19 protein-coding genes and 1 pseudogene are annotated in these 23,659 nt (G+C 61.3%); 11 read left to right on the top strand and 9 right to left on the bottom strand.

Annotated features, from left to right (window positions below; translation table 11 throughout):
- The first annotated feature begins 150 nt into the window (after nt 1-150).
- On the top strand, nt 151-396 hold the full coding sequence (locus RPPS3_RS20710) for a hypothetical protein (protein WP_107345744.1): 246 nt from the start codon (nt 151-153) through the stop codon (nt 394-396).
- Nucleotides 397-428: 32 nt separating this feature from the next.
- On the opposite strand, the gene RPPS3_RS20705 is transcribed toward RPPS3_RS20710, so the two are convergent.
- Nucleotides 429-767, bottom strand: coding sequence for a hypothetical protein (locus tag RPPS3_RS20705; RefSeq protein ID WP_107345743.1), 339 nt, complete (start codon nt 765-767; stop codon nt 429-431).
- 158 nt (nt 768-925) lie between these two features.
- Nucleotides 926-2,422 (bottom strand): phosphomannomutase/phosphoglucomutase, encoded by a 1,497-nt coding sequence (locus RPPS3_RS20700; RefSeq protein WP_107346710.1) that lies wholly within the window; start codon nt 2,420-2,422, stop codon nt 926-928.
- Here RPPS3_RS20700 and RPPS3_RS20695 point away from each other — a divergent pair.
- The 3 genes and pseudogenes from RPPS3_RS20695 (at nt 2,405) to RPPS3_RS20685 (ending at nt 6,090) form a co-directional block, all read left to right on the top strand.
- Nucleotides 2,405-3,600 (top strand): annotated as a pseudogene (locus RPPS3_RS20695) (IS256 family transposase). The gene RPPS3_RS20700 and the pseudogene RPPS3_RS20695 sit on opposite strands and share 18 nt — an antisense overlap.
- 249 nt (nt 3,601-3,849) lie before the next feature.
- Entirely contained in the window at nt 3,850-4,794 is a 945-nt protein-coding gene (locus RPPS3_RS20690) for an NAD-dependent epimerase/dehydratase family protein (RefSeq protein ID WP_159060700.1), read from the top strand.
- Nucleotides 4,795-4,944: 150 nt separating this feature from the next.
- Complete coding sequence (locus RPPS3_RS20685) at nt 4,945-6,090, top strand: glycosyltransferase family 4 protein (RefSeq protein ID WP_159060699.1); 1,146 nt, start codon at nt 4,945-4,947, stop codon at nt 6,088-6,090.
- Here RPPS3_RS20685 and RPPS3_RS20680 read toward each other — a convergent pair.
- The gene (locus tag RPPS3_RS20680) at nt 6,087-7,061 is read right to left on the bottom strand and encodes a GDP-L-fucose synthase family protein (RefSeq protein ID WP_107345740.1); all 975 of its coding nucleotides are present in this window, start codon (nt 7,059-7,061) and stop codon (nt 6,087-6,089) included. The genes RPPS3_RS20685 and RPPS3_RS20680 overlap by 4 nt on opposite strands.
- Nucleotides 7,062-7,276: 215 nt before the next feature.
- On the opposite strand from RPPS3_RS20680, the gene RPPS3_RS20675 reads away from it, so the two are divergent.
- The gene (locus tag RPPS3_RS20675) at nt 7,277-7,855 is read left to right on the top strand and encodes a D-sedoheptulose-7-phosphate isomerase (protein WP_107345739.1); all 579 of its coding nucleotides are present in this window, start codon (nt 7,277-7,279) and stop codon (nt 7,853-7,855) included.
- A 29-nt stretch (nt 7,856-7,884) separates the two neighbouring features.
- On the opposite strand, the gene RPPS3_RS20670 is transcribed toward RPPS3_RS20675, so the two are convergent.
- From RPPS3_RS20670 to RPPS3_RS20645, 6 genes are all read right to left on the bottom strand, one after another.
- Nucleotides 7,885-8,658, bottom strand: coding sequence for a glycosyltransferase family 2 protein (locus RPPS3_RS20670; protein WP_159060698.1), 774 nt, complete (start codon nt 8,656-8,658; stop codon nt 7,885-7,887).
- Nucleotides 8,655-10,481: an ABC transporter ATP-binding protein gene (locus RPPS3_RS20665; protein ID WP_199852161.1), complete on the bottom strand. Its 1,827-nt coding sequence runs from the start codon at nt 10,479-10,481 to the stop codon at nt 8,655-8,657. Before RPPS3_RS20665 ends, RPPS3_RS20670 begins: the two co-directional genes overlap by 4 nt.
- 131 nt (nt 10,482-10,612) lie before the next feature.
- Nucleotides 10,613-11,800 (bottom strand): glycosyltransferase, encoded by a 1,188-nt coding sequence (locus RPPS3_RS20660; RefSeq protein WP_107345736.1) that lies wholly within the window; start codon nt 11,798-11,800, stop codon nt 10,613-10,615.
- Between the two features lie 10 nt (nt 11,801-11,810).
- A complete protein-coding gene (locus RPPS3_RS20655) occupies nt 11,811-13,061 on the bottom strand; it encodes a glycosyltransferase (protein ID WP_107345735.1) in 1,251 nt (416 codons plus the stop codon).
- Entirely contained in the window at nt 13,045-14,412 is a 1,368-nt protein-coding gene (locus RPPS3_RS20650; protein ID WP_107345734.1) for an O-antigen ligase family protein, read from the bottom strand. Before RPPS3_RS20650 ends, RPPS3_RS20655 begins: the two co-directional genes overlap by 17 nt.
- Nucleotides 14,413-14,604: 192 nt before the next feature.
- Entirely contained in the window at nt 14,605-15,618 is a 1,014-nt protein-coding gene (locus RPPS3_RS20645; RefSeq protein WP_107345733.1) for an NAD-dependent epimerase, read from the bottom strand.
- 281 nt (nt 15,619-15,899) lie between these two features.
- On the opposite strand from RPPS3_RS20645, the gene RPPS3_RS20640 reads away from it, so the two are divergent.
- From RPPS3_RS20640 to RPPS3_RS20615, 6 genes are all read left to right on the top strand, one after another.
- Entirely contained in the window at nt 15,900-16,748 is an 849-nt protein-coding gene (locus RPPS3_RS20640; RefSeq protein WP_107345727.1) for a transketolase, read from the top strand.
- The gene (locus RPPS3_RS20635) at nt 16,745-17,710 is read left to right on the top strand and encodes a transketolase family protein (RefSeq protein ID WP_199852160.1); all 966 of its coding nucleotides are present in this window, start codon (nt 16,745-16,747) and stop codon (nt 17,708-17,710) included. Before RPPS3_RS20640 ends, RPPS3_RS20635 begins: the two co-directional genes overlap by 4 nt.
- 52 nt (nt 17,711-17,762) lie before the next feature.
- On the top strand, nt 17,763-18,935 hold the full coding sequence (locus RPPS3_RS20630) for a DegT/DnrJ/EryC1/StrS family aminotransferase (protein ID WP_199852159.1): 1,173 nt from the start codon (nt 17,763-17,765) through the stop codon (nt 18,933-18,935).
- A 105-nt stretch (nt 18,936-19,040) separates the two neighbouring features.
- Entirely contained in the window at nt 19,041-20,354 is a 1,314-nt protein-coding gene (locus RPPS3_RS20625; protein WP_107346708.1) for a nucleotide sugar dehydrogenase, read from the top strand.
- A 134-nt stretch (nt 20,355-20,488) separates the two neighbouring features.
- Nucleotides 20,489-22,405, top strand: a complete 1,917-nt coding sequence (asnB, locus tag RPPS3_RS20620) for an asparagine synthase (glutamine-hydrolyzing) (protein ID WP_107345731.1) — start codon at nt 20,489-20,491, stop codon at nt 22,403-22,405.
- Nucleotides 22,396-23,241, top strand: coding sequence for a class I SAM-dependent methyltransferase (locus tag RPPS3_RS20615; RefSeq protein ID WP_107345730.1), 846 nt, complete (start codon nt 22,396-22,398; stop codon nt 23,239-23,241). Before asnB ends, RPPS3_RS20615 begins: the two co-directional genes overlap by 10 nt.
- Nucleotides 23,242-23,659 lie beyond the last annotated feature (418 nt).

The raw sequence follows: 23,659 nt of genomic DNA, 5'->3' as shown, positions 1-23,659 counted from the left end.
AATTCATTCAGATAGCGCAATCGTGGCGACCTTGATTCGCAAATCCGCGCATCGTGCCTATATGAAGTGGGTCGGAATTGAAGCCGCCGGTGCCGATCAAGATCGCGTTTCCGTGTGGCCCATCACCCCAGTCAGGAGGCCACTTCCGCCATGGCGTTCAGCTACGATACCGCCGCCGAACTGTTTCCCGCAGCGATCCGTAAGAAACGCCGGACCGGGGTCGCCTATCGCCGCTTCAGCAGGGCGGCCGAAGCGGTGCGCTACGCGATTGAGGAGTTGCCGGCGGATTGCCTGAACGGCGCCTATCTGCAGGTCGACGAAGCCCGCTTCGACCACAAGGGAATCCGCACGCTTTACGAGAGCGACGAATACCCGCTGCAGCGCCGGGCGTCGTGATCGAAACCCGTCTGCGCCAGCACGCGATCTCTTTAAAACGCCCTGAAGCTCTGGATGTCGCAGCGATCGACGATCGCGGCAAACCGATAGGTCTCGAGCTTGCCGCTCTTGTAAAACAGCGCGTAGGTCTGCCGCGCCTGATCCGGTGCCTTGCTGCGCAGGCACACGATCCACGGCGTGACGGTGACCGGATCGGCCTCGATCGGACCGGCGATCTCCCAAGGCTGCGGCAGCTTGGCTTCATCGCCGACCTTCTTTAGATCAACCGCCATCACCGCCGCCTTCGGCGCCTTGTCGCCGCCATCCGGCAGCGCCTCGAGAATCGAGGAGCAGCCGACGAGGGCGAAGCACGCCGTCAGCCCGACTGCCATCCACGCAATGTCGCCGAAACGTCGAATAGGCTGGTCTCCGTCCGCTGGGTCCCGGGTCACTTCCAAGCGGCGCGGGCTGCAATGATCGCACCCATCTAGTCGATCTTGGGCGACAAATCAAAACGGGTGCCCGCGACCAGAGATAGAGCGTCGCAGTTTCAGATCGTCTGGTTATACGCACCCACTTCGGGATGCTGGCGCAGCACAACATTCATGGCCTCGAACATGTCGTGCATCCGCTGCTCCGACACCGGGCTCTCGACCACCACCACCAGCTCGGGCTTGTTGGACGAGGCGCGGACCAGGCCCCAGCTGCCGTCTTCGCAAGTCACGCGGACGCCGTTCACGGTGACGAGATCGCGGATCGGCTGGCCGGCGACCTTGTCGCCGTTGTTCTGCGCTTTTTCGAAGTGCTTCACGACCTCGTCGATCACGCGATACTTCACCTCGTCGGCGCAATGCGGCGACATCGTCGGCGACGACCAGGTCTTCGGCAGTGCGTCTTTCAGCTGCGACATCGACTTGCCGGGCGCGCGGTCGAGCATCTCGCAAATCGCGATCGCCGACACCAGGCCGTCGTCATAGCCGCGGCCGAGCGGCGCGTTGAAGAAAAAGTGGCCAGACTTCTCGAAGCCCGCCAGCGCCTTGCTCTCATTGGTGCGGCGCTTCATGTAAGAGTGGCCGGTCTTCCAATACTCGGTCTGGGCGCCCTGCTGTTGCAACACCGGATCGGTGGCGAACAGGCCGGTGGATTTGACATCGACGACGAAGCGCGCGTTCGGATGGATCGCCGACATGTCGCGCGCCAGCATCACGCCGACTTTGTCGGCGAAGATCTCCTCGCCGGTGTCGTCGACCACGCCGCAGCGGTCACCGTCACCGTCGAAGCCGAGCCCGAGATCGGCCTTGTGCTGCAGCACCGCGTCGCGGATCGCGTGCAGCATCTCCATGTCTTCGGGATTGGGATTGTACTTCGGGAAGGTGTGATCGAGCTCGGTGTCGAGTGGGATCACCTCGCAGCCGATCGCTTCCATCACCTGCGGGGCGAACGCGCCGGCGGTGCCGTTGCCGCAGGCGACCACCACCTTGAGCTTGCGCTTCAGCTTGGCATGCTTGGTGAGATCGCCGATGTAGCGGGCCGGGAAGTTCGGATGAAACACATACGAGCCGGCGCCCTGCTTGAACGCTGCGCCGAGCACGATCTCCTTCAGCCGATTCATCTCGTCGGGGCCGAAGGTCAGCGGCCGGTTGGCGCCCATCTTGACGCCGGTCCAGCCATTGTCGTTGTGCGAAGCGGTGACCATCGCAACGCACGGCACGTCGAGCTCGAACTGCGCGAAATACGCCATCGGCGTCACGGCCAGGCCGATGTCGTGCACCTTGCAGCCGGACGCCATCAGGCCGGCGATCAGCGCGTATTTGATCGAGGCCGAATAGCCACGGAAGTCATGCCCGGTGACGATCTCTTGCGGCCGGCCGAGCTCGGCGATCAGCGTGCCGAGGCCCATGCCGAGCGCCTGCACCCCCATCAGGTTGATCTCCTGGCCGAACAGCCAGCGCGCATCGTATTCGCGGAAGCCGGTGGGCTTCACCATCGGCTCGGATTCATAGGCGTAGGTGTTGGCCGTCAGAAGCGGCTGCGGCGTCGGGAACATGGCCTGCGCGCCCTTGTGGAGAAGACCCCCGATGCCGATTTGCTGCGCGAGATAATCGGCTTCGACGCCGAGCGGCTGATGGAGATGGAGGTCGGCGGCCTGACGGGGCCGGCTACCGCGAGAGGACGCCGGAGCGGCTGCGCAGCGCAACGGCTATCGCGATCGCTACTGGGAGACCGGGCCGGCACGGTCCAACTGCGGATCCGAAGCTGCGCAAGGGCAGCTACTTCCCCGGCGTCCTGGAGCCCCGCCGGATGGCCGAGGAGGCGCTGACCGCGGGGATCCAGGAGGCCTATGTGCACGGCGTCTCGACCCGCTCGGTTGACGATCTGGTCAAGGCGATGGGGATGAGCGGCATCTCCAAGAGTCAGATCTCCCTGCTGTGCGAGGAGATCGACGACAAGGTCAAGGAGTTCCTCGGCCGGCCGATCGAGGGCGATTGGCTGTATCTCTGGATCGACGCCACCTACGTCAAAGTGCGCCAGGCCCGGCCGCATCGTCTCGGTGGCGGTGATTGTCACTGTCGGCGTCAACAGCGACGGAAGGCGCGAGATTCTCAGCCTCGATATCGGCCCGTCCGAAGCCGAGACGTTCTGGACCGCGTTCCTGCGCGAGCTCGCTCGCCGCGCCCTGCGCGGCGTCAAGCTGGTGGTCTCCGACGCCCACGAGGGCATCAAGGCCGCCGTCAGCAAGATCTTCAACGCCACCTGGAAGCGCTGCCGCCTCCACTTCATGCGCAACGTGCTGGCGCATGCCGGCAAGAGCGGACGCCGCGTCGTCGCCGCCTTTCATCGCCACCGCCTTCGCGCAGGACAACGCCGAGGCCGCCCGGTCACAATGGCGCTCGTCGCAGATAAGTTGCGGCCGAAGCTGCCCAAGCTCGCCGCATTCCTCGACGACGCCGAGACCGACGTGCTGGCCTATATAAGCTTCCCGCCGCACATCGCACCAAACTGCACTTGACCAATCCGATTGAGCGCCTCAACGGCGAGATCAAGCGCCGCACCGAGGTCGTCGGCATCTTCCCCGACGAGGACGCCATCGACCGCCTGGGGGGCGCCATTCTGCTCTAACAGAACGACGAATGGGCGGTCCAGCGCGCCCGCTACATTACGTTGGAAACCGTCGCTCCGATCGGCGATGATCCCGCCGTCAGCCTCCCGGCATTCGCCAGCTGACCGGCCCGGACCCTACCGGCCATCCCGGTGACCCGTCGCCATACACCACGAAAAGGGACACCATCCCGTTAAAAGTCGCAGGAAGGCTGGCATTCCAGTATCTCAACGGCTACGTACATAGCCAGCCTCATTCCCTGTATTCTCGATCAGGGCATGCTTTGAATTGTGTGCCGAGTCGAAGCTGGCGGCCTTTGCCTCAGAATCGACCCTAGGCTGATTAGGCTTTGGAGGCCGGAGGGGGTAACTACGTTGGCTCTCGTACTCGTCACAGGAGCTTCCGGTTTCATCGGTCGCGCGCTCGTATCGACCTTAGTCGCAGGTGGTTATCACGTGCGCGCCGCCTGTCGCAATCCGGCTGGATTGGTCGATGTGGCTGGCATCGATATCGTCAAGCTACCCAACCTCTCGATGCCAATTCATTGGGATGCCTTTCTAGAGAATGTTCAGTTGGTTGTTCATTTGGCAGGCGTGGTCCACCGCGCGGACGTCACCAGGGCCGAGTATGATAGGGTTATTACAGAAGCGACCGGCGAACTTGCGCAGTCCTGCCGGCGATGTGGAGTCTCGCATTTGGTGTTTGTATCCTCGATTGGTGCTCAGACGGGACCTTCCGCCAATTTCACCGTGACAGAGGACGATGAGCCACAGCCCACGACTTACTATGGCAAGGCAAAGCTCGCTGCGGAGGGACTCGTCAGTATGGCTGGCGTCCCATTCACGATCTTACGCCCGGCGGTAGTTTATGGGCCTGGTGCCAAAGGCAACGTGGCAGCCTTGGCGAAAATTGCGTCTCTCCCACTCCCGCTCCCATTCGCCAATCTTGAGAATCGTCGCTCTCTCGTTGGTGTGGACAACCTCGTCGCCGCGATTCTGTTCTGCCTGAGCCATCCGGCCACGACGGGCCAAACCTATGTCGTTGCTGACCGTGATCCACTTCGGTTATCCGATATTTTCGCAATCCTACGGTCGGCCCGCGGTCGTCCGGCCGCGCTTTTCCCTTTCCCGGCGACCTGGATCGAAAATCTGCTGCACGCGATTGGCAGGGACGCGCTGTGGGATCGGATTGGGCGCAACCTCGTGATCGACTCGGGAAGGCTTTTGTCGGCTGGCTGGCAGCCGCCGATAGACACGCTTTCTGGGCTTAGAGAAATGGCCAGATCCGACATGACGCAGGCCAGGGCACCGTCGAGATGAGCCGCTTGGAATGTCATCCGGCCGACGATGGCGCGGCGACGGCCTATCTTGGACTTTCTCGTGCCCGACCAATTCCGTGGAGCACCCGAGCGTTGCTACCTCAAGGCCGTGAATCTAACAATGAAACCAACCAATCGGTTGTGTAGACATATGACACGTATCGTCTTTGTTGCGACCGAGGATTGGTCGATTATCACTTATCGGCTGCCAGTTTTGCGCGCTGCTCGAGATGCGGGCTATGAAATTCATGTCATTACCCGCGTGGATCGGCACAGACAAGCCATCGAAGCTGAGGGAGCCGTCGTCCATCCGATCGACTTCAGGCGGGGCAGTAGCCGGCCCGACTATCTGGCTCGGACGGTCGTCTCCGTTCGACGGCTCTACAAGGAGATCCGGCCCGACATCGTGCACAGCTTTGCCGTTCAGGCGGTGATCGTTGCCACCTTGGCCACTACAGGGCTTGAGCTGCGTGTAGTCAATTCGGTGACTGGGCTTGGCACCGTCTTTACGTCGGCACGCGGGATAGTCCCCCAGGTCATCGCCATGCTGCTACCCCGACTGTTGGCTCGGCCTTTGACGAGTGCAGTAGTTCAGAATCAGGACGACGTAGATTTTCTAAGACTGCTCGGCGTGCCCGAGCGCAATATAGATCTCGTCGCTGGGTCTGGCGTGGATGTCGATGTCCTGTTGCCTATGTCCGAGCCTCTGGGCGAGCCGACGATCGCTTATGTCGGGCGGATGCTCGAAGACAAGGGCGTTCGCACGCTTGTCGAAGCTCATCGGATCTTGCGGCGTGCAGGTAAAGCGCCTCGACTGCTTCTTGCAGGAACGACCGATCCGCTTAATCCCAGTTCGATCCCTGAAGGGCAGGTCAGGTCCTGGGGCGAGGAGCCCGGGGTGATTTGGCTTGGGCACGTTGAGAATATCGCCGAGGTCTGGAGGGCGGCTCACATAGCAGTTCTTCCTTCGCGCCGCGAGGGATTGCCGAAAAGTCTGCTCGAAGCCGCGGCGTGCGGCAGGCCTCTGATTGCTTCCGACGTTCCAGGCTGTCGCGCCGCGGTCCGATCTGGAGCTAATGGTCTACTCTATCCATTTGGCGATGCGAATGCCTTGGCTGCCGCGATCGTCCGTCTCGTCGACGATCCAGAATTGCGTCGGCGGTACGGTGAGGAGAGTCGGCGGCGTGCGATCGAGGAATTCTCCTCGGCACGCATCGGTCGGGAGATCGTCGGGATCTACGAGCGACTGCTGAGGAGTTCGTCTGGATCCGGCGCTATGCGCCAAAGACTCGGCTAATGCTCGCTTGACGGAGGTGCGTTACGTCCGCCTCCTGCCAGGAAGTCGGCGTAGGTGGCGGTCAGTCCGTCGCGTAGGCTGGTTTTCGCCTTCCAGCCGAGCGCCGCAAACCTCGAGGCATCCAGCAGACGCTGTGGCGCGCCGTCCGGGCGGGATGCGTCGAACTCGATCCTGCCTTCATAGCCGACGACTTCGGCGATCAGCCTGGCCAGGTCGCCAATTGCGGTATCCTTCCCTGTACCGACATTCAGGAAGCCGTGACCGGAGCAATTCTTCATCGCGAACACGCACGCGTCGGCAAAATCGTCGACGGCGAGGAACTCGCGTCGCGGCTTGCCGCTGCCCCACACGCTTACGACCGGCGCATTCGTGGTCTTGGCGATATGGAAGCGACGGAGCAGCGCCGCGACGACATGACCGTCTTCAGGACTATAGTTGTCGCCGGGGCCGTAGAGGTTGGGCGGGGTGATTGCAATGAAGTCGTCACCGAATTGGCGACGAAACGCTTCGCAGAGCTTGGCGCCGGCGATCTTCGCGATGGCATAGGGCTCGTTGGTTGGTTCGAGGGAGCCGGTGAGGACGAATTCTTCCTTCATGGGCTGCGTCGCGAATTTAGGATACATGCAGGCCGACCCCGGAAACAGCAGTTTCGTGACGCCCGTAGCGTGGGCAGTCTCGATGACGTTGACCGTCATTTGTAGGTTGTGAGCGATGAATTCGGCCGTATAGGTGTTGTTGGCGTGGATGCCGCCGACGCGACCGGCGGCGAAGAACACGGCATCGGGCCTATTGGCTCTCATCCAGGCTTCGACGGCCGCCTGCCGCGTCAGGTCGACCTCGTCGCGCGCGACGATCAGGACCTCACAGGATTCCTGCTTCAGCCGGCGAACGATCGCGCTCCCGACCATGCCGCGATGGCCGGCGACGAAGACGCGCTTGTTGCGGAGATCGAAGTGTCCGGTTGATTGCATGGTGACCTCTTCGTCGCTTGCAGAATGGGCTGCAGCCTTGATTCGCCGAGCCTGTCCGATCGAGTGGATACGTCTCATGATCCAATTGAGACGGCAATGGTGCGGTTAGGGGCGGGTCGGGAGAGGCGTTGTTTCCTTCGCCGATGCCCCGTCAAAGCGGTTGCGCGGGGCTTCCCATGCGTGTACGGCCAGCAAAACCACGCAACGAGGCCGCCATGTCGATCGCCGAGTATCTTGACCTTTCCGCACGCATTCTGAGCGAGAGCGCCGCCTATGCAGGGTGTGCGCAGGTCGATCGCGCGGTCGAGGTGTTGGTTGATGCGCTGTCGGCAGGGTATCCGCTGTTGGTCTGTGGTAACGGCGGGTCGGCGTCGGATGCCATGCACATCACCGGCGAGCTGGTCGGACGGTTCCTGAAGGAACGCAGGGCCCTGAATTGCATCTGCCTGTCGTCGAATCCTGCAGTGCTCACCGCCTGGGCGAACGACTACGCATTCGAGACTGTGTTCGCGCGGCAGGTCGAGGCCTATGCGAAGCCGGGTGGTGTCGTCATCGGTATTTCGACCTCGGGCAACTCTAAAAACGTCGTTACGGCCTTCGAAGCGGCGAAATCGTGCGGTATGGCGACGATCGCGCTGACGGGCGAGGGGGGGGGGAGCCTCGCCGCTATAGCCGACATCCTGATCGACGTGCCCTCGCGGTCTACGCCGATTATCCAGCAGGTTCATATCTGCCTGTATCATTACCTGTGCGAGCAGGTCGAAGCGCGGCTGGTCGCAACGGGAGCTTCCTGAGCCCATCGGGGCCGGCTCATTGCGCGCCTTCAGTTGCTGGCGCGGCCGAAGCCGGCACGCACTATATCATTGGCCTGCTTCAGGCCAGGGACTTTGCGAAGCCAATGGCGAATCCAGCCGTCCAGATCGTACGGCACCGGCGTGTTCACCTGCCACCAGTGACGTGGCGTTCGCCCCATCCGGCTCTGCCATTTACCGAAAAATGTTTCGGTGTCCTTCTCGAAAGACCCACTCAGGTTGGATTGCTTCACCTCGTCGGCGGCCTGGTCGATTTCCAGCCACGCATCGGGACAGATCGCAACGCGGCCGCCGATCTCGTGAATGCGCAGAGACAGATCCGGGTCAGCCCAGTAATTGCGGAATTCGGGATCGAACAACCCTCCAGCGGCTTCAATCGAGGCCTTTGAAGCACAGAGCCAGCCGACATACAGGTGGCCATAGACGCTCCATTGTTCCGACTCGCGCCCGCCCGGAGCGCGCTTGCGAAATCCAGCGAGAGCCGGTTCTGCCTGCTGCAGCACGAAATCGAGCATTCGCGCCAAGCTGCCCTCAAGCGGGCGCGCATCGTCGGACCAAAGCAGGACGATTGGAGCGGACGCGTGGCGGTAGGCCTCGTTCATCGCGTGAATGACGCCTCGCCGCTCGATCTCCTGGACGTGCACGACACGCGGGCCGGACACCACGAACGGGCTCACCACAACGATCTCATAATCGACGGCAGTAGCCGTCTTTGCAAATTGATCAATCCGTTGGCGCGCAAGTGCTGGTCGGATCGAAGGTAGTAGAATACTGACGTCCGTCATGACTTTGCCAAAGCAATAGGGGGCGTTCCGAATTCCGCAATCTTGGCCCGATCCGCGATGACCCGCGTCACGCGGCCGTTCTCCAGCGACAAGACGATGTCGCAGCCGCGCAGCGTGCTCATCCGGTGCGCGACGATCAGCAGCGTCATGTCTCGGTCAAGGGCATCGATCGATTCCATCACGGCGGCCTCGGTCTCGTTGTCGAGCGCGCTGGTCGCCTCGTCGAGCGCTAGGACCGTGGCATCCTTGTAGAGTGCCCGGGCGATGCCGATGCGCTGTCGCTGTCCGCCGGACAGCCGCACACCCTGCTCGCCGACCATCGTGTCGAATCCCTCCGACAGGCCATCGATGAAGCCAGCGATCTGCGCCATTTCCGCGGCTCGGGAAACTCGGCCCCGGTCGATTTCGTGCCGCGGCACTCCGAACGCGATGTTCTCGGCAATGGTGCTGTCCGCCAAATATAGCGACTGTGAGACGTGGGCAACCGACCGGCGCCAGGCGACGACGTTGTCCTCGGTCACCTCCGTTTCATCGATCCAGATCTTACCTTCGCTCGGAGGCAACAACCCCATGATGAGATCGAGTAGCGTGCTCTTGCCGCTGCCGGTCGTCCCGATGATGCCGACGCGCGCACCGCGACGGATCGACAGGGACTCGATATCCAGAACCCAGTCCTGGACCGAAGAATAACGAAACTTGACGTGATCGAGTCTCAGCTCCTTGTGGAATGGAAGCCGCTCTCTAAGCGAATCGCCTCGCGGCATGGGCTGGTCGAGCAACGCCAACGCGTCCTCGAGCGTCGCCTGATGCCCCATGATCAGCGACCAGGAATTGTAGCCCTGCTGGAACGCGGGTAGCATGCGCTGGACCCCTAGCGCGAGCGCGCCGAGTGTCGGAAGCGCCGCGGTGAGGCCGCCTCGGCTGTAAAGATAGAGGGCAAGCAACGCGATCGTTGCCATGCCGAGCGACTCCATCACGTAGCGCGGGCTTCCGGAGGTGAACAGGTTGCGCGCTTGCGCCTGACGGACCGCCAGGTCAGCGCCCCTGTACTGCTGGCAAAAAAAGGTCTGAGTTCCGTTGACGAGTACGTCGCGGATGCCGCCCAGGCCTTCCTGCAGGGCTTTGAGCGCGTTAACTTGCTCCCGGGAAATGACTTGGCTGTCGGCTGCAAGACGGATATGCGTCTGGCTCGCCAGCAGCACATAGCAGCCTGCGAAAACGACGGCCGAACCGAGCGCGATGACCGGATCGATCGCGATCAGTGCTGCGACCATGAATATCAGCACCACCGACGAGTTTAGAAGCGTCAGACTCGGCAACAGGACGTCGAACATCACCGAATTGGTCTTGACGGTGATCCCGCTGATCAGCTCGGCGCTGTTGCGCGCCACGTGGACGGCGTAGGGCTGGTACAGCGTTCGTCGGAAGATCTCCATGCTCAGATCGGCACCGGCGTTGAACGTCAGCCAGGTCGACGCTCGCAGCAGCACGAGCCGCATGCCGCCAGCGACAAGCGCGGTCACAGCGAACAGGATTGTGAGAAACAGGATCGGATTGCCGGGATCCACGCCCGTCCACGCAGTCAATCGGCTCATCGCGGCGCGGGTGGTTGGTCCATCCGGGTCGGCGAGCGCGCCGAGGAAGGGCAGCACCGCGCCGAGGGATATGACCTCCATCACCGCGCCGACCAGCATAAAGACGAGCAGCAGCCCGAACTGCCAGCGTCGGCGCGGCGTCAGATGCCCCCACAGCCGCAGCAGCTGGCCGACGGTTCCGCCTCGGGCCTTCCGGATCGACGAAGCCCTATAAAAAGATTCAATCACGATAGGGCTCTCCGACCAATGGGATCGGTTCCGGCCGCGGGATGGTGCGCGTTCCCGCATAGTGCGCTGTCAAGTGAAGCCATCGAGCCGACCGCAGCGGTTCGTCCGTTTCTAGATTGCACAGCAAAAACTCATTCGGATAGGCCTCGACTCTGACGTTTCTCTGATCCCGGCGGGAGTAAAGAGGCATTCTTCATCAAAGTGCGGTAAACGCCTTCGTACATCAGCACGGTTTGGTTGATATCAAAATGCTGCAGTACTCGAAGGCGTGCTAGCTGTCCAAGCTCGCGCCTCTTCATTTTTGGAAGTTGCAGAAGCTCGAGGATGCCTTGGGCAAGTCCGCGCATATTTCCGCATTCTACGACACGTCCCGTTTCGCCAACGATCGCGGCCGAATCGCCAGCATTGGTAACGACGCAGGGTATCTCGCAGGCCATCGCCTCTATAAGAGCAACCGGAAAAGCTTCTCCATGGGAAGGGGAAGCTAAAACATCGAGAGCGCTTAGCAAGCTCGGGATGTCGTTCCTGCGGCCGAGAAGGTGAAAGCGATCAGTCAAGCCTCCGCGGTGGATGGTATCAACCAGCACGCTATTCGAGCCGTCAGCTCGATCTCCAGCCAAGACGAAGTGCACGCTTGGATCAATCTCGTTGATTAGGCCCGCTGCTATCAGGAATCCCATGTGATTCTTTTGCGGATCAAATCTGGCTATCATTCCTACAAGAGGTGTATGCAGGTCAATGCCAATCTCGCTACGAACTAATTCTCGTGCGATTGGATGGGGCGACATGCGCTCGACATCCACTCCGTTCGGAATGATCAGCGCGCCGGTGGGATCATATCCGATGCGTTCATGAGCCTCCCAACCGCGTCTCGAACACGATATGATGCGATTTGGCAGCCATTTCGAAAGAGCGGCACTCAAGCGTATGATTGCATAGGTTGAGTTGCTATAGTATTTGCGATCGAGGTTTCCGGCATGCAGCGACCAGCATCTTGCTTTAATGCCCATGGCAAGCGCCGCGCCCGCCCCGATGAGATTGGCATGTGGCATCCACGTTTGGACCACATCTGGGCCAAAATCACGCAACCATCGAATCAAATCCAAGGTTGCGATCAGTGCAGCTGGGCTGGCGCCGAACGTCACGGTGTCGGTGATAATGCCGATCTTGCGGAATTCTTCTGCTAGTGGCCCTTCGCCCGTCAGCGATAAGACTCGGCAATCGAAGGTGCTGCGGTCTATACGGCGAAGGATCTCCAGCAGCATTCCTTCGGCGCCGCCGACCGATAGGCCGGTGATAATGTGTGCGACTTTGATCATTCGACTTGGCTCAGTATTTTATTCTGATCCACGGCAACCGGCTTCTTGCGCCCTTGGCGATAGCTTCAAGTCGAGGATGTTCTCTCAGAAAATGCAGCACGCCCCTGATGAAGAAATGATAGGCTGCGGACCATGCGATGCGGCCGGTCCGTGCGCCAACGCTGAGTTCTTCGACCGCGCGGGCAAATTTGCCTTCGAGCAGGAAGAGCGCAAGGTAGAAGAACCTGAATGCAACGTAATTGCGGCGAAACTCCTTGTCCAGATACAGCGAAGTGGGCGTCTGCCGCGGTAGACTGTCGAGTTTTGCAAAGATCTTGGCGAATCCTCGCTCGGTATCGTAGTTTGCGATGGCTCGTTCGTGGGCCCTTAAGGCCATGGCAGAGCGCTCATCTTCATGATCGAGATAGTGCCTGACCTTGGATAGTAGCTCTTCTTTGGTTCGGAATACGTCGAACTCGCGTCCGGGCTCGAACATCGCTTCGATCCCGACCGCGTACTGGCTCAGAATGAAGCCGCCGCTTAACGCGATCTCGATCGGTCGTCCCTTCGACTGTCGTATCCGTTGGTTGATGCGGGGGAGTGTGATCGCGTAGTTGTCGAAATTGGATGTGCCCGTGAAGTTTAGGTTGATGCGAGCGCGATTGAACAGCCGCACCATGTCATCGAAGTCGACGAAGCCGTTGTCGGTCCCGTGGCCGAACGCTTCGACGCGAATGCCATTCGATTTGAGAAAGTGGATGTATTCCGCTCGGTCGGCCTGCTTGATGTTGCCGACGAAAGCAACATCGATATCCGGGCGGATCTCGGGATCGCGTCGGTAGGCGTGTCGATCGAACAGCGCGAAAGAGGTGTGCGCTGGGATACCGAGGTGTTCGTAGCGATGGCGCGACAGTTCATCGGGCAGCATCACCAGATCTGCCGATTGTGCGAGGTAGCGGTCGACCCCCTCGAAGAAGTACTCCGTATCGAAGAAGTTCATTACGAGTCGCGCCTTGCTGGCGAGGCGGGCCAGGAAGGTCGGATCGAAGGTCAGATCGCAGGACCACCAGACGAAAACCACGTGAGTGATGCCATGTTTGGCAGCGAAACGCTCTATGTAGTCTTCGAAGCCGCAGTGCCCAAATTTGCGGTAAGCATCGACGTAGTCGATGAAGTGGTATTCGCTCGCATTCGCGCTGATGCCATTGCAGTAGTCTTCGAAGACCCGGTTGATGCCGACGTTGAAATGACTAAGTGCAAGAACTCTACGAATGGGCGGCATCAGCGGTGTTCGGTTTGCGCGCCAGCAAGAAGGCGGGGAGCAACGGGATCCAGAAATAGCGAAGATAGAGGTGTGGATAGCTCATGGCCGATACCGCCATTGCGAATACCGACATGCCGATCGTTACCGCTTCAGCGCGCCAGTAAGTGGCGCGCCGAAGCGCGAAGATGATTGCTGCTAAAAGGAAGCTGGCGAACAAGCACATTCCGGCCAAGCCTGCCTCCAGCCAAAGCAGTAGATAGAGGTTATGAACGTCGAGCGATACGTCGCCGAACGTGAACAGCTCCGAGAAACGGGCGTTCCCCAGTCCGTTGCCCCACAGAAGATTGCCCTTCTGCTGGCCGATAATGTGCAGAGCCGCTTCCATCAGCTCCATCCGCTGGGAGCCGGAGCCGATTGCTTCCAGGCCTTGGCCCGCTAGCCCTGCCTTCGCGGTTGCGAATCGGGGAGACAAATCGGTGAGCACCTGAGGTTCATAGAGGCAGATGGCAAGAGCAAGTGCCAACGTCAGTGAGCCGGTCAAAGATACGAACCTGATCACGTCGCGCCACTCTCGTAGCCTCAGTCCAAAACGCCACATCAGGAAAAGTGCCACGACGGCGATCATCACCGAGAGTGTCAGGATCGAGCTGAAGGAGACGGTAAGTAGGAGAGATACAATTGATACTGCGGATCCCGCATAGCCCAGGATCTGCCAGGCGCCCCTCTCTGTGAGAGACAGGTAGACGTAGTAAGGCAGGACCAGTAGGATTACCACTGCGAAGGAGTTGGCATTCCCATAGGTGCCGATGCCGCGGTTGATTGAGTAAAAGAGGCTTCTTAGGTCGTCCGGACTGGAGTGGTTCACGAGGATGAGCCCAAGCAGCATCGGTGGCAGATAGGCGAGCGCGATCCAGCGAATGCTCTTCCGAAGGTCCAACGGTAGGTAATACATCGCCAGCCACGGCAGGGCGATCAGAACAAATCCGTATTGGGAGAGTACGGAGAGAAAGTTCCACCATTTCAGTGGCGTTTCAAACTGGATCAGGTAGCGGCCGAGCGCAGCGGCGATCATAGCTACCAAGACGAAAGTGACCCCGATCTTGGCATAGACGCAATTGCCGAATTGCCGCACGAGATTCGCGCGCTGCTCAGTGAGCGCAGAGATCAGAAGGGCAAACAGACCGATATCCACGAGGCTAAGGCTGGTGCCGCGCGAAAAGTCGAATCCATAGGGACGAATGTAGAAGTAGGGCGCGGCAAGGATGGTCGCGAGCAGAAGATAGTTTCGGCGTTGAGAAATCCCTGCTTTCACGACAGGACTGGCCGCAACCGGTGTGCCAGCAGTCGGGCTTCGTTCCGCAAAAAACATGCTATAATCGCTCGATCCGAGGGGGCGCTTCCCGCGCTTCTGATGACGTTCCGAACCTTACCGTTCCGAACGGTTGTTCGCTAGCCGGGTTGGGGGGGGGGGGGCGTTCTGTGGCAATAAACAATGTCTTTTACCCCGCGGAGTTGCGGAAATGTCTCAACTGTCCAAGGTGGAGCAGAGCATCAGCGTTCTTCAAGCCGTACCGTCGAAATAACTACGGTACCAATCGACGAATCTAGAGATTCCCTGCTCGATGGTCGTCGACGGCTTGTAATGGAACTGTTCAACCAGATCCGACACGTCGGCATAGGTGTTTGGAACGTCGCCCTGCTGCAGTGGTAGCAGTTCGACCTGAGCCGTCTTTCCCAACGCCTGCTCGAGCGCCGCAATGTAGTCCATCAGTTCGACGGGATTGTTGTTCCCGATGTTGTAGACACGCCAGGGTGCGTTGCTGCTGCCCGGATCCGGCGCGGCCCCGGTCCATTCCGCGTTCGGTGGCGCTGGGCGATCCAGTACGCGAATGACGCCCTCGACGATGTCGTCGATGTAGGTGAAGTCGCGGCGGTGCCTTCCATAGTTAAAGATCTGCAGTTTTTCACCCGAAATGATCGCTTTGGTGAATTTGAACAGCGCCATATCGGGGCGCCCCCACGGCCCGTAGACGGTGAAAAACCGCAGGCCGCTGGTCGGCAGGCCGTAGAGATGGCTGTAGGTATGCGCCATCAACTCGTTGCTCTTCTTACTTGCGGCATAGAGTGAGAGCGGATGGTCGACGTTGTGATGCACTGAGAACGGCATTGTCGTGTTGCCGCCATATACGCTCGAACTGCTAGCATAGACGAGATGGTCAACGCCGTGGTGCCGGCAACCCTCGAGAATGTGGGCGAAGCCGACGATGTTGCTGTTGATGTAGGCCAGCGGGTTGTCGATCGAATAGCGCACACCCGCCTGTGCCGCGAGATTCACCACCCGATCTGGGCGATGGGTCGCGAAGGCGGATTCGATGGCGGCGCGGTCCGCCAGATCAATCCTAAGGTGAGTGTAGCGAGGGTGATCGGCGTGCCGCGCCAATCTGGCTTCCTTGATGACGGGGTCGTAGTAGTCGTTGTGATTGTCGATGCCAACGACGGTCTCGCCCCGTTCGAGCAAGCGGATTGCTAGCTCCGATCCAATGAAGCCGGCGGTGCCGGTGACAAGAATTCGCATGCCCTCAGGTTCCACAGCGTTTAGACCCTCGCACGACGTAGCAATATATCCTCGTCGACACGCGCGCCAGCCCTGGTGCTGGTCCAATGCGGCGGACTGATGGTTGGCAGAAATGCAGGCAGGCTGCGCGCCGGGAGCGCCGTCGCGCGGGCGTCGCAGTCCATGTTGGATGCGGCTGCATTATGCCGCTTTATCACTTTATCAGCCGCACGGGTTCGAGTAAGAGGTTTTTTGTTTTGGTTTTTTTGGTTTTTTGGGATTGAAGGTTGGGTGGTCCTGGGATGACGACTGAGACGAGGCTCAGGATCGGCGGGAACGCGCTGGCGGGCTTGCCTGCGCGTGCGCGGTGGGTGTGGCGCGAGACGCTTGCGCTGAACCTTCTGGCGCCGGAGACGCGTCTGGCGTCGTCGCTGTCTTCGATCGAGATCTTCGTGGCGCTGTATTACGGTGGGGTGCTGGCGTTCGACCCGAAGCGGCCGCTGGCGGCGGAGCGCGACCGCTGCGTGATCAGCAAGGGCCACGGCTCGATCTGCATGTATCCGATCCTGGCCGATCTGGGGTTTTTCCCGGTCGAGGAGCTGTCGCGGATCTGTCAGGCCGGCAGCTTTCTCGGCGGCATCCCCGATCCGGTGATTCCCGGCTACGAGACGGTGAACGGCTCACTCGGCCACGGCCTCGGGGTGGCGAGCGGCATGGCGTTGGGCTTGCAACGGGGCGGCGGCGCCGAGCGCAGCGTGTTCGTCGTCACCGGCGACGGCGAACTGCACGAGGGTGCTAACTGGGAGGCGATCATGTTCGCGGCCCAGCACGGGCTGGACAATCTGCATCTGATCGTCGACGACAACCGCATCAGCATGCTTGGCTTCACCGACGACATCGTCAGCCACGACGATCTGGCGGCGCGGTTGACAGCGTTCGGCTGGAGCTGCGCGCGGGTCGACGGCCACGACGTCGAGGCGGTGCGCGCGGCGCTACTGGCGATGAAGGTGGTACGCGACGGCCGGCCGAAGGCGCTGCTGGCGCGCACGGTAAAGGGCCGCGGCGTGCCGGGGCTTGAGAACGTGGCGCTGTCGCATATCCTGACACCGAAGCGCGAGTTGCTCGACCGCCTGCTGGAGACGACCGCGTGAGCGACGCCAGACCGATTGCGATGCGCGACGCGTTCCTGGAGCGGATCTGGCGCGCTATGGAGGACGACGAGGCGATCTTCTTCGCTTGCGCGGATTTCGGGTCGCCGGTGCTGGACCGGATCCGCGGCGACTATCCGCAGCGCTTCGTCAACGTCGGGATCGCCGAGCAGCAGCTGATCAACGTGTCGGCGGGTCTGGCGCTGGAAGGCTACAAGCTATTCGCCTACGCAATCGCGCCATTCATCACGATGCGCTGCTACGAGCAAATCCGGGTCAGCTTGGCGCTGCTGTCAACGGTGCGGCCGATGAACGTCAACCTGATCGGGGTTGGGGCCGGCTACAGCTACGTGGTGTCGGGTCCGACGCACCAGTGCTACGAGGACCTGACGCTGATGCGGGCACTGCCGAACATGCAGGTACTGTCGCCGGCGGACCACGTCACGGCGGCGTCGCTGTTCGATCACTGCGTATCAGCGCCGGGCCCGAAATATCTTCGGTTCGACGCTCAGCTTCTGCCCGTAGTGTACAACACCCCGCCGGACCTCGGCGCCGGCTTCCACGTCCACCGCCGCGGCGCGCGGCTATGCCTGGTGGCGACCGGCTACATGCTGCACACCGCGTTCGCGGCGGCCGACCGACTCGCGGCCGAGACCGGGGACGCCGTCGGGGTGATCGATCTGTTCGACCTGGCGCGATTCGACTGCGATGCTCTGGCGGCAGAGCTGTCCGGCTATGCCGGACTGGTCAGCCTGGAGGAAGGCTTCCGCGGCCGCGGCGGCATGGACGCGCTGCTGTTCGAGTTCATCGCACGGCGCGGCCTGTCCGGCCGGCTCTTGAACATCGGTGTCGAGGGCGGCTACCGCTTCGAACTTGGCAGCCGCGCCGAACTCCATGAACAGGTCGGCATCGGACCAAACGCCGTTACCGAACAAATCAAATCATTCCAAGAGACGCTTCGGTGAGCCGAGGACGCGCTTCGAATCTCACCATTCGACAGACAAAGTTGGAGTCTTCATGCAGTTTCCATTGATGCGCAACAACATCTCGCGCGAGGATCTAGACGCGGTGATCGCTCATCTCCAGCAAGACGATCCGATGCTCACTCATAGCCACAATGTCCGCGCCTTCGAGAACGAGTGGTCGAATTGGTTGGGGGTAAAGTACAGCGTGTTCGTCAATTCGGGCGCATCGGCTAATCTTCTTACCATGGCAATCCTCAAGATCCGCCATCCTGAAGGTGGTGAGGTGATCGTGCCGCCCCTGACCTGGGTCTCGGACATCTCGTCGGTTCTTCAGAACGGCTTCATGCCGGTGTTCGTCGATATCGATCGGCGATCGCTGGCGATGGATGCACGCCAGGTGCTCGCCAAGCTCACCGATAGAACCCGCGCCGTCTTTCTCACTCATGTCCAGGGGTTCGACGGCTTGGACGACGAACTGATCGCGGAACTGAAGCGCCGCAACGTGCCGCTGATCGAAGACGTATGCGAGTCCCACGGCGCGACCCATAACGGCCGGCGGCTCGGGTCGATCGGCTGGATCTCGAATTTTTCCTACTATTACGCACATCACATGAGCACGATCGAAGGCGGCATGGTGTGCACCGACGATCCGGAGGTCTATCAGCAGATCAGGATGCTGCGGTCCCATGGCATGGTGCGCGAATCAAACGATCCCGAGCTTCGCAGCCGTTACGTCAGCGACTACCCGGAGCTCAATCCGGACTTCATATTCGCGTTTCCAGCCTACAACATGCGCAACACCGAGCTCGGGGGCATTCTCGGACGCAGCCAGCTGAAGCGGCTCGATGCCGCCGTGGCCCGACGCAACGAGAACCTGCATCGCTTCATGCGCCAGCTGGATTCGTCGAAATACCGCACCGACTTTAAGTTCGAGGGATGCAGCAACTATGCATTCAACATCGTGCTAAAGGACGCCGATGACGGGCTGGTGCAGCGTCTGATGACCCGGATGCGCGAGGCCGGCATCGAATTCCGCCGCGGCAGCGCCGGCGGCGGCAACCAGATTCGCCAGCCCTATCTCAAAGGCATAGTTCCAGAGGGGCACCATAAGCTGTTTCCTGAGGTTGAACACATTCATTTCTACGGTTTCTACATCGGCAACTTCCCCGATCTTAGGGGCGACGAAATCGACAAATTGTGCGAGATCATCAACGCCGTGCAATGACGGGGGCGGGGGCGGCACGCTGGCGCCGGTGGAGCGGTAAGGATTGGTTTGTGCGCGTCGTTCCCGCAGGACGGCGCCTCGCGAATGTTGACGGTCATCATGGACATGCCTTCGAATCTCGCCTCGTCACCGGGTCAGCAGAAACGGCGTCGCATAGCCGTCGTCGGCCTCGGCTATGTCGGCTTGCCGGTCGCAGTGGCCTTCGGGCGTGCCGGCGTCCCGGTTGTCGGCTTCGACATCGACGCGACGCGGATCGACGAACTCCGGACCGGCCGGGACAGGACCAACGAGGTGAACGCCGACGAACTCTCGGCCGCGCCGGTTCGCTACACGGCCGACCCGACCGACCTCGCCGATTGCGATTTCCACATCGTCACGGTGCCGACGCCGATCGACTTGGCGAAGCGGCCCGACCTAAGCGCCTTGACGCGCGCATCTGAGACGGTCGGGCGCGCTCTCAAGCGCGGCGCCATCGTCGTGTATGAATCGACGGTCTATCCCGGCGCCACGGAGGAACACTGCGTGCCGGTCCTTGAACGGGCTTCGGGCCTGCGCGCGCCGGACGATTTCACGGTCGGCTACAGCCCCGAGCGGATTAATCCGGGCGACAGGCAGCATCGCTTCGAGACGATTCAGAAGGTGGTGTCGGGGCAGACTCCGGAAACTCTGGACGTGGTAGCCGCGGTGTACGGCTTAGTGGTCAAGGCCGGGATTTACCGCGCCGCGACCATCAAGGTCGCCGAAGCCGCCAAGGTGATCGAGAACACGCAGCGGGATCTCAACATCGCCCTGATGAACGAACTGTCGGTGATCTTCCATCGACTCGGTATCGATACGGCAGACGTCCTCGCCGCCGCCAGCACCAAGTGGAATTTTCTGCCGTTCATGCCAGGCTTGGTCGGCGGTCACTGTATCGGCGTCGACCCTTACTACCTCACCCATCGCGCCGAGATAGCCGGCTATCACCCCGAGGTCATATTGGCCGGCCGCCGGATCAACGACGGCGTCGGGGCGCGCGTGGCCGAGGAGTGCGCCCGCCTGTTGATGCTCCGGGGCGTCACGCAGGGACGCGTGGCGGTGCTGGGGATCACGTTCAAGGAAGATGTGCCTGACCTGCGCAATTCGAAAGTAGTCGACGTAATCCGCGGCCTTCAACGGTTTGGTCTGACAGTCGCTGTGCACGATCCTCACGCCGATCCTGCCGATGCGCAACACGAATATGGCATCGTGCTGCAACGTCTGCAAGACTTGGCGCCCGCGGACGCGGTGATCTTGGCGGTCAGCCATCGCGACTATCTGGAACGAGGTTGGGACCTAATCCGGGAATTGCTCCGGGATGGAAGCGGCGTCGTTGTCGACGTCAAATCGCGGGTCGATCCGGCCATGCGGCCGGAGGGCGTGACGCTCTGGCGGTTGTGACACGGTGGCCCGCACCAGAAGGGGCAGTCGCTTGATGATCGTTCGCTGCCTGCTGCAAATCGCCCTCGCGTTAAATTGCAGCGATCTACGGCGATCGCACGCCGGCCGGCTACGCCAGCAACGAGGGTAGTAACATGTGTGGCATCGCTGGCTTGATCGATCCAAGACTCGTCGGCAACGAGCTTGAGCTGTTGCGGCTAGGGGAGGGCATGGCCAACGCAATGGTGCATCGAGGTCCGGATGCGGGCGGGGTCTGGGTCGATGCTGCGTCCGGCCTCGCTCTTTCGCACCGCCGGCTTTCGATTCTCGACCTCACCGCTGCCGGTGCCCAACCGATGCAGTCCGCCGATGGCCGATGGGTAGTCAGTTACAACGGCGAAATCTACAACGCCGAGGACATGCGTCGTCATCCAGCGCTGGCCACGATCAATTGGCGTGGTCATTCCGACACCGAAGTGATGCTAGAGAGCGTCGCGCGGCGCGGTCTCAAGACGACGCTTGCCGAATTGAACGGGATGTATGCGATTGCACTGTGGGACCGCCGCGAGAGCGTTCTGCATCTGGTTCGCGACCGGATCGGCATCAAGCCGCTGACCTTCGCCTGCATTGGGCACCGCATCGCGTTTGGTTCGGAATTGAAGGCGCTGCGGCCGGCTTTCCTGGAGACGCCGCAGATTGACCCGCGCGCGCTGGCGAGCTTCTTGCGCTTCGGTTACGTGCCGGCCCCGCATGCGATCTTTAGAGGAGTGGAAAAGGTGATGCCGGGCGAGATGGTCTCGTTCGATGGTGGCGGAAGGATCACGCGGGCGCGCTACTGGCGGCTCGACGACGCGGTCGCGGCGGGGCGTCTAGCTCAGCTCGAGGTGTCTGACTCCGAGGCCGTCGACCAGCTTGCCACCTTACTCGCCGATGCCGTCAAGCGCCAGATGATCTCGGACGTCTCTCTCGGAGCGTTCCTGTCCGGCGGCGTCGATTCGTCCGCCGTCGCCGCCCTGATGATCGCGGCCGGCAAGGGCACGGTGCGGACCTTTTCGATCGGCTTCGGAGATTTCGGCTTCGATGAGTCGGCGCACGCTGCCGCCGTCGCCAAGCATCTCGGTACCACGCACACCGAGCTGGTGATCACCGCCGCAGATGCCCTCGGCGTGGTTCCTCAGCTCGCCGAGATGTACGATGAGCCGTTTGCGGACTCGTCGCAGATCCCGACGCATCTAGTGTCGAAGCTGACGCGCGCGCACGTCACGGTGGCGCTGTCCGGCGATGGCGGCGACGAACTGTTCGGCGGCTATAATCGCTATCTGGTAGCCGCCCGGGATTGGCGGCGTATCGTTGCGATTCCGCCGGCAATACGCCGCCTGATCGCCGGCGTATTGGGCCAGGTGCCCCCAGGTCTGGTTGACGGTATAGCGCGGGCGGTGCCACGCGGGTTTCTGCCGGCCCAGCCGGGAGACAAGTTGGCCAAGCTGGCCAGCGTGCTGCCGCTCGACGCCAATGGCCTTTACCGTCGTCTGGTCAGCCAGGTACCAGAGCCGATGGATCACCTTTCCGCCCCAGAGTACGACGCCGACTCTGGTCAATTGATTCCCGACCTTGATATTTTGGATCGGATGCGCTTCACCGACACCATGACGTATCTGCCGGATGATATCATGCAGAAGGTGGATCGCGCCTCCATGGCCGTATCACTGGAAGCGCGGCCCCCGTTGCTCGATCATCGCGTCGTGGAATTCGCATGGCGGCTGCCCAGACGTTTCCTAGTGCGCAACGGCGAGACCAAATGGATTCTTCGCCGGGTCCTCGACCGTTTCGTCCCTCCGCGATTGATCGACCGGCCGAAAATGGGATTTGGAATCCCGTTGGCCGACTGGTTACGAGGCCCGCTGCGATGCTGGGCTGAAGACTTGCTCGAGCCCGCACGGTATGGCGGCGGTCTGCTCGAGCCGGCACCGGCGCGGGAGCTTTGGCGACAACATCTTACGTGCCGCCGCAACCACGCTTACCAGCTCTGGACGCTGCTAATGTTCGAATCTTGGAGGCGACGATGGATGTGAACCCGGAGTTGAGAAACCTTGACAAGGCAGTCGTGCGAGGCTTCGGCGACGAGTGGTCGCGATTTGATCAGAGTACGCTATCCGCTGCCGACCGGGATCGCATCTGGCAGGATTACTTCGCCCTGTTTCCGTGGGAAGCGCTGCCGAGCGATGCCGTAGGCATGGACGTCGGATGCGGGAGCGGGCGGTGGGCCCAACTGGTCGCTCCCAGGGTCCGACGTCTGCTGTGCATCGACGCCAGCACCGAAGCATTGAACGTCGCGCGCCGAAATCTCGCCGGGCACGAAAACGTCGAATTTCGAGAGGCTTCGGTCGAAGCTTTGCCGGTGGCCGATGGCAGCCTGGACTTCATCTATAGCCTGGGTGTCTTGCACCACGTGCCGGACACTGCGGAGGCGGTGCGATCGGTGGCCGCCAAGCTGAAGCCGGGTGCACCGATTTTGCTGTATCTATATTATGATTTCGAAAATCGCGCGGGCTGGTTTCGCGCCCTATGGCGTGCTTCGGAACTAGTGCGGCGCATTCTGTCGCATAGCCCCCACGGCCTGAGCTACGCGATGAGTAACGTTTTGGCTGCAGTCGTTTACTGGCCGCTCGCGCGCTTGGCGCAACTCGCGGATAGAGCTGGTGCTTGTGTCGATTCGTGGCCATTGGCTTATTATCGCGACAAGGGCCTTTACGTGATGCGCACCGATGCCCGTGACCGTTTCGGGACGCAGCTGGAGCAACGATTTTCGCGCGCAGATATCACTACCATGCTCGTCGCCGCAGGATGCGAGGCTCCAGTGTTCTCAGATCAACCGCCATACTGGGTCGCGGTGGCCCGCAAATCGTGACACCACCCGGCATCCTGGTCATCGGGCCGCATCTCAGCGTCGGGGGCGCCGAGTGCCATCTCGCCCAGCTACTTCCTCCACTGAAACGTCGCGGCCTCGACATGCATCTTCATGCCAGGGTGCGCAGTGGAGCGCTCGAACCGGCGATCCTAGCTGCCGGCGTACCGCTCGTCGGGCGCCGCAGGGCTGGGCTGGGTGCGTACCACCGTGCGCAGAACTGGCTCTGCAGTTTCGGGTTCTTCGTCTGGACTTCGACACCTTTTCTACCCGAACCGACGCTGCTCGGTCACTTGACCGCGCTGCTCGCAGGCAATTGGCCGATCATCGTCAGCCGTCGATGGCTGCGAACAATCGCCAGGCGTATCCGAGATTTCGGTCGATCGAGTGCGCGCTCCATCGCCGGACATTGGCGCTGCTG

Source organism: Rhodopseudomonas palustris, assembly GCF_003031265.1.
Lineage (GTDB): Bacteria > Pseudomonadota > Alphaproteobacteria > Rhizobiales > Xanthobacteraceae > Rhodopseudomonas > Rhodopseudomonas palustris_H.
Note: the sequence above shows the minus strand (reverse complement) of the source record. Positions and strands in the feature narration are given on the sequence as shown.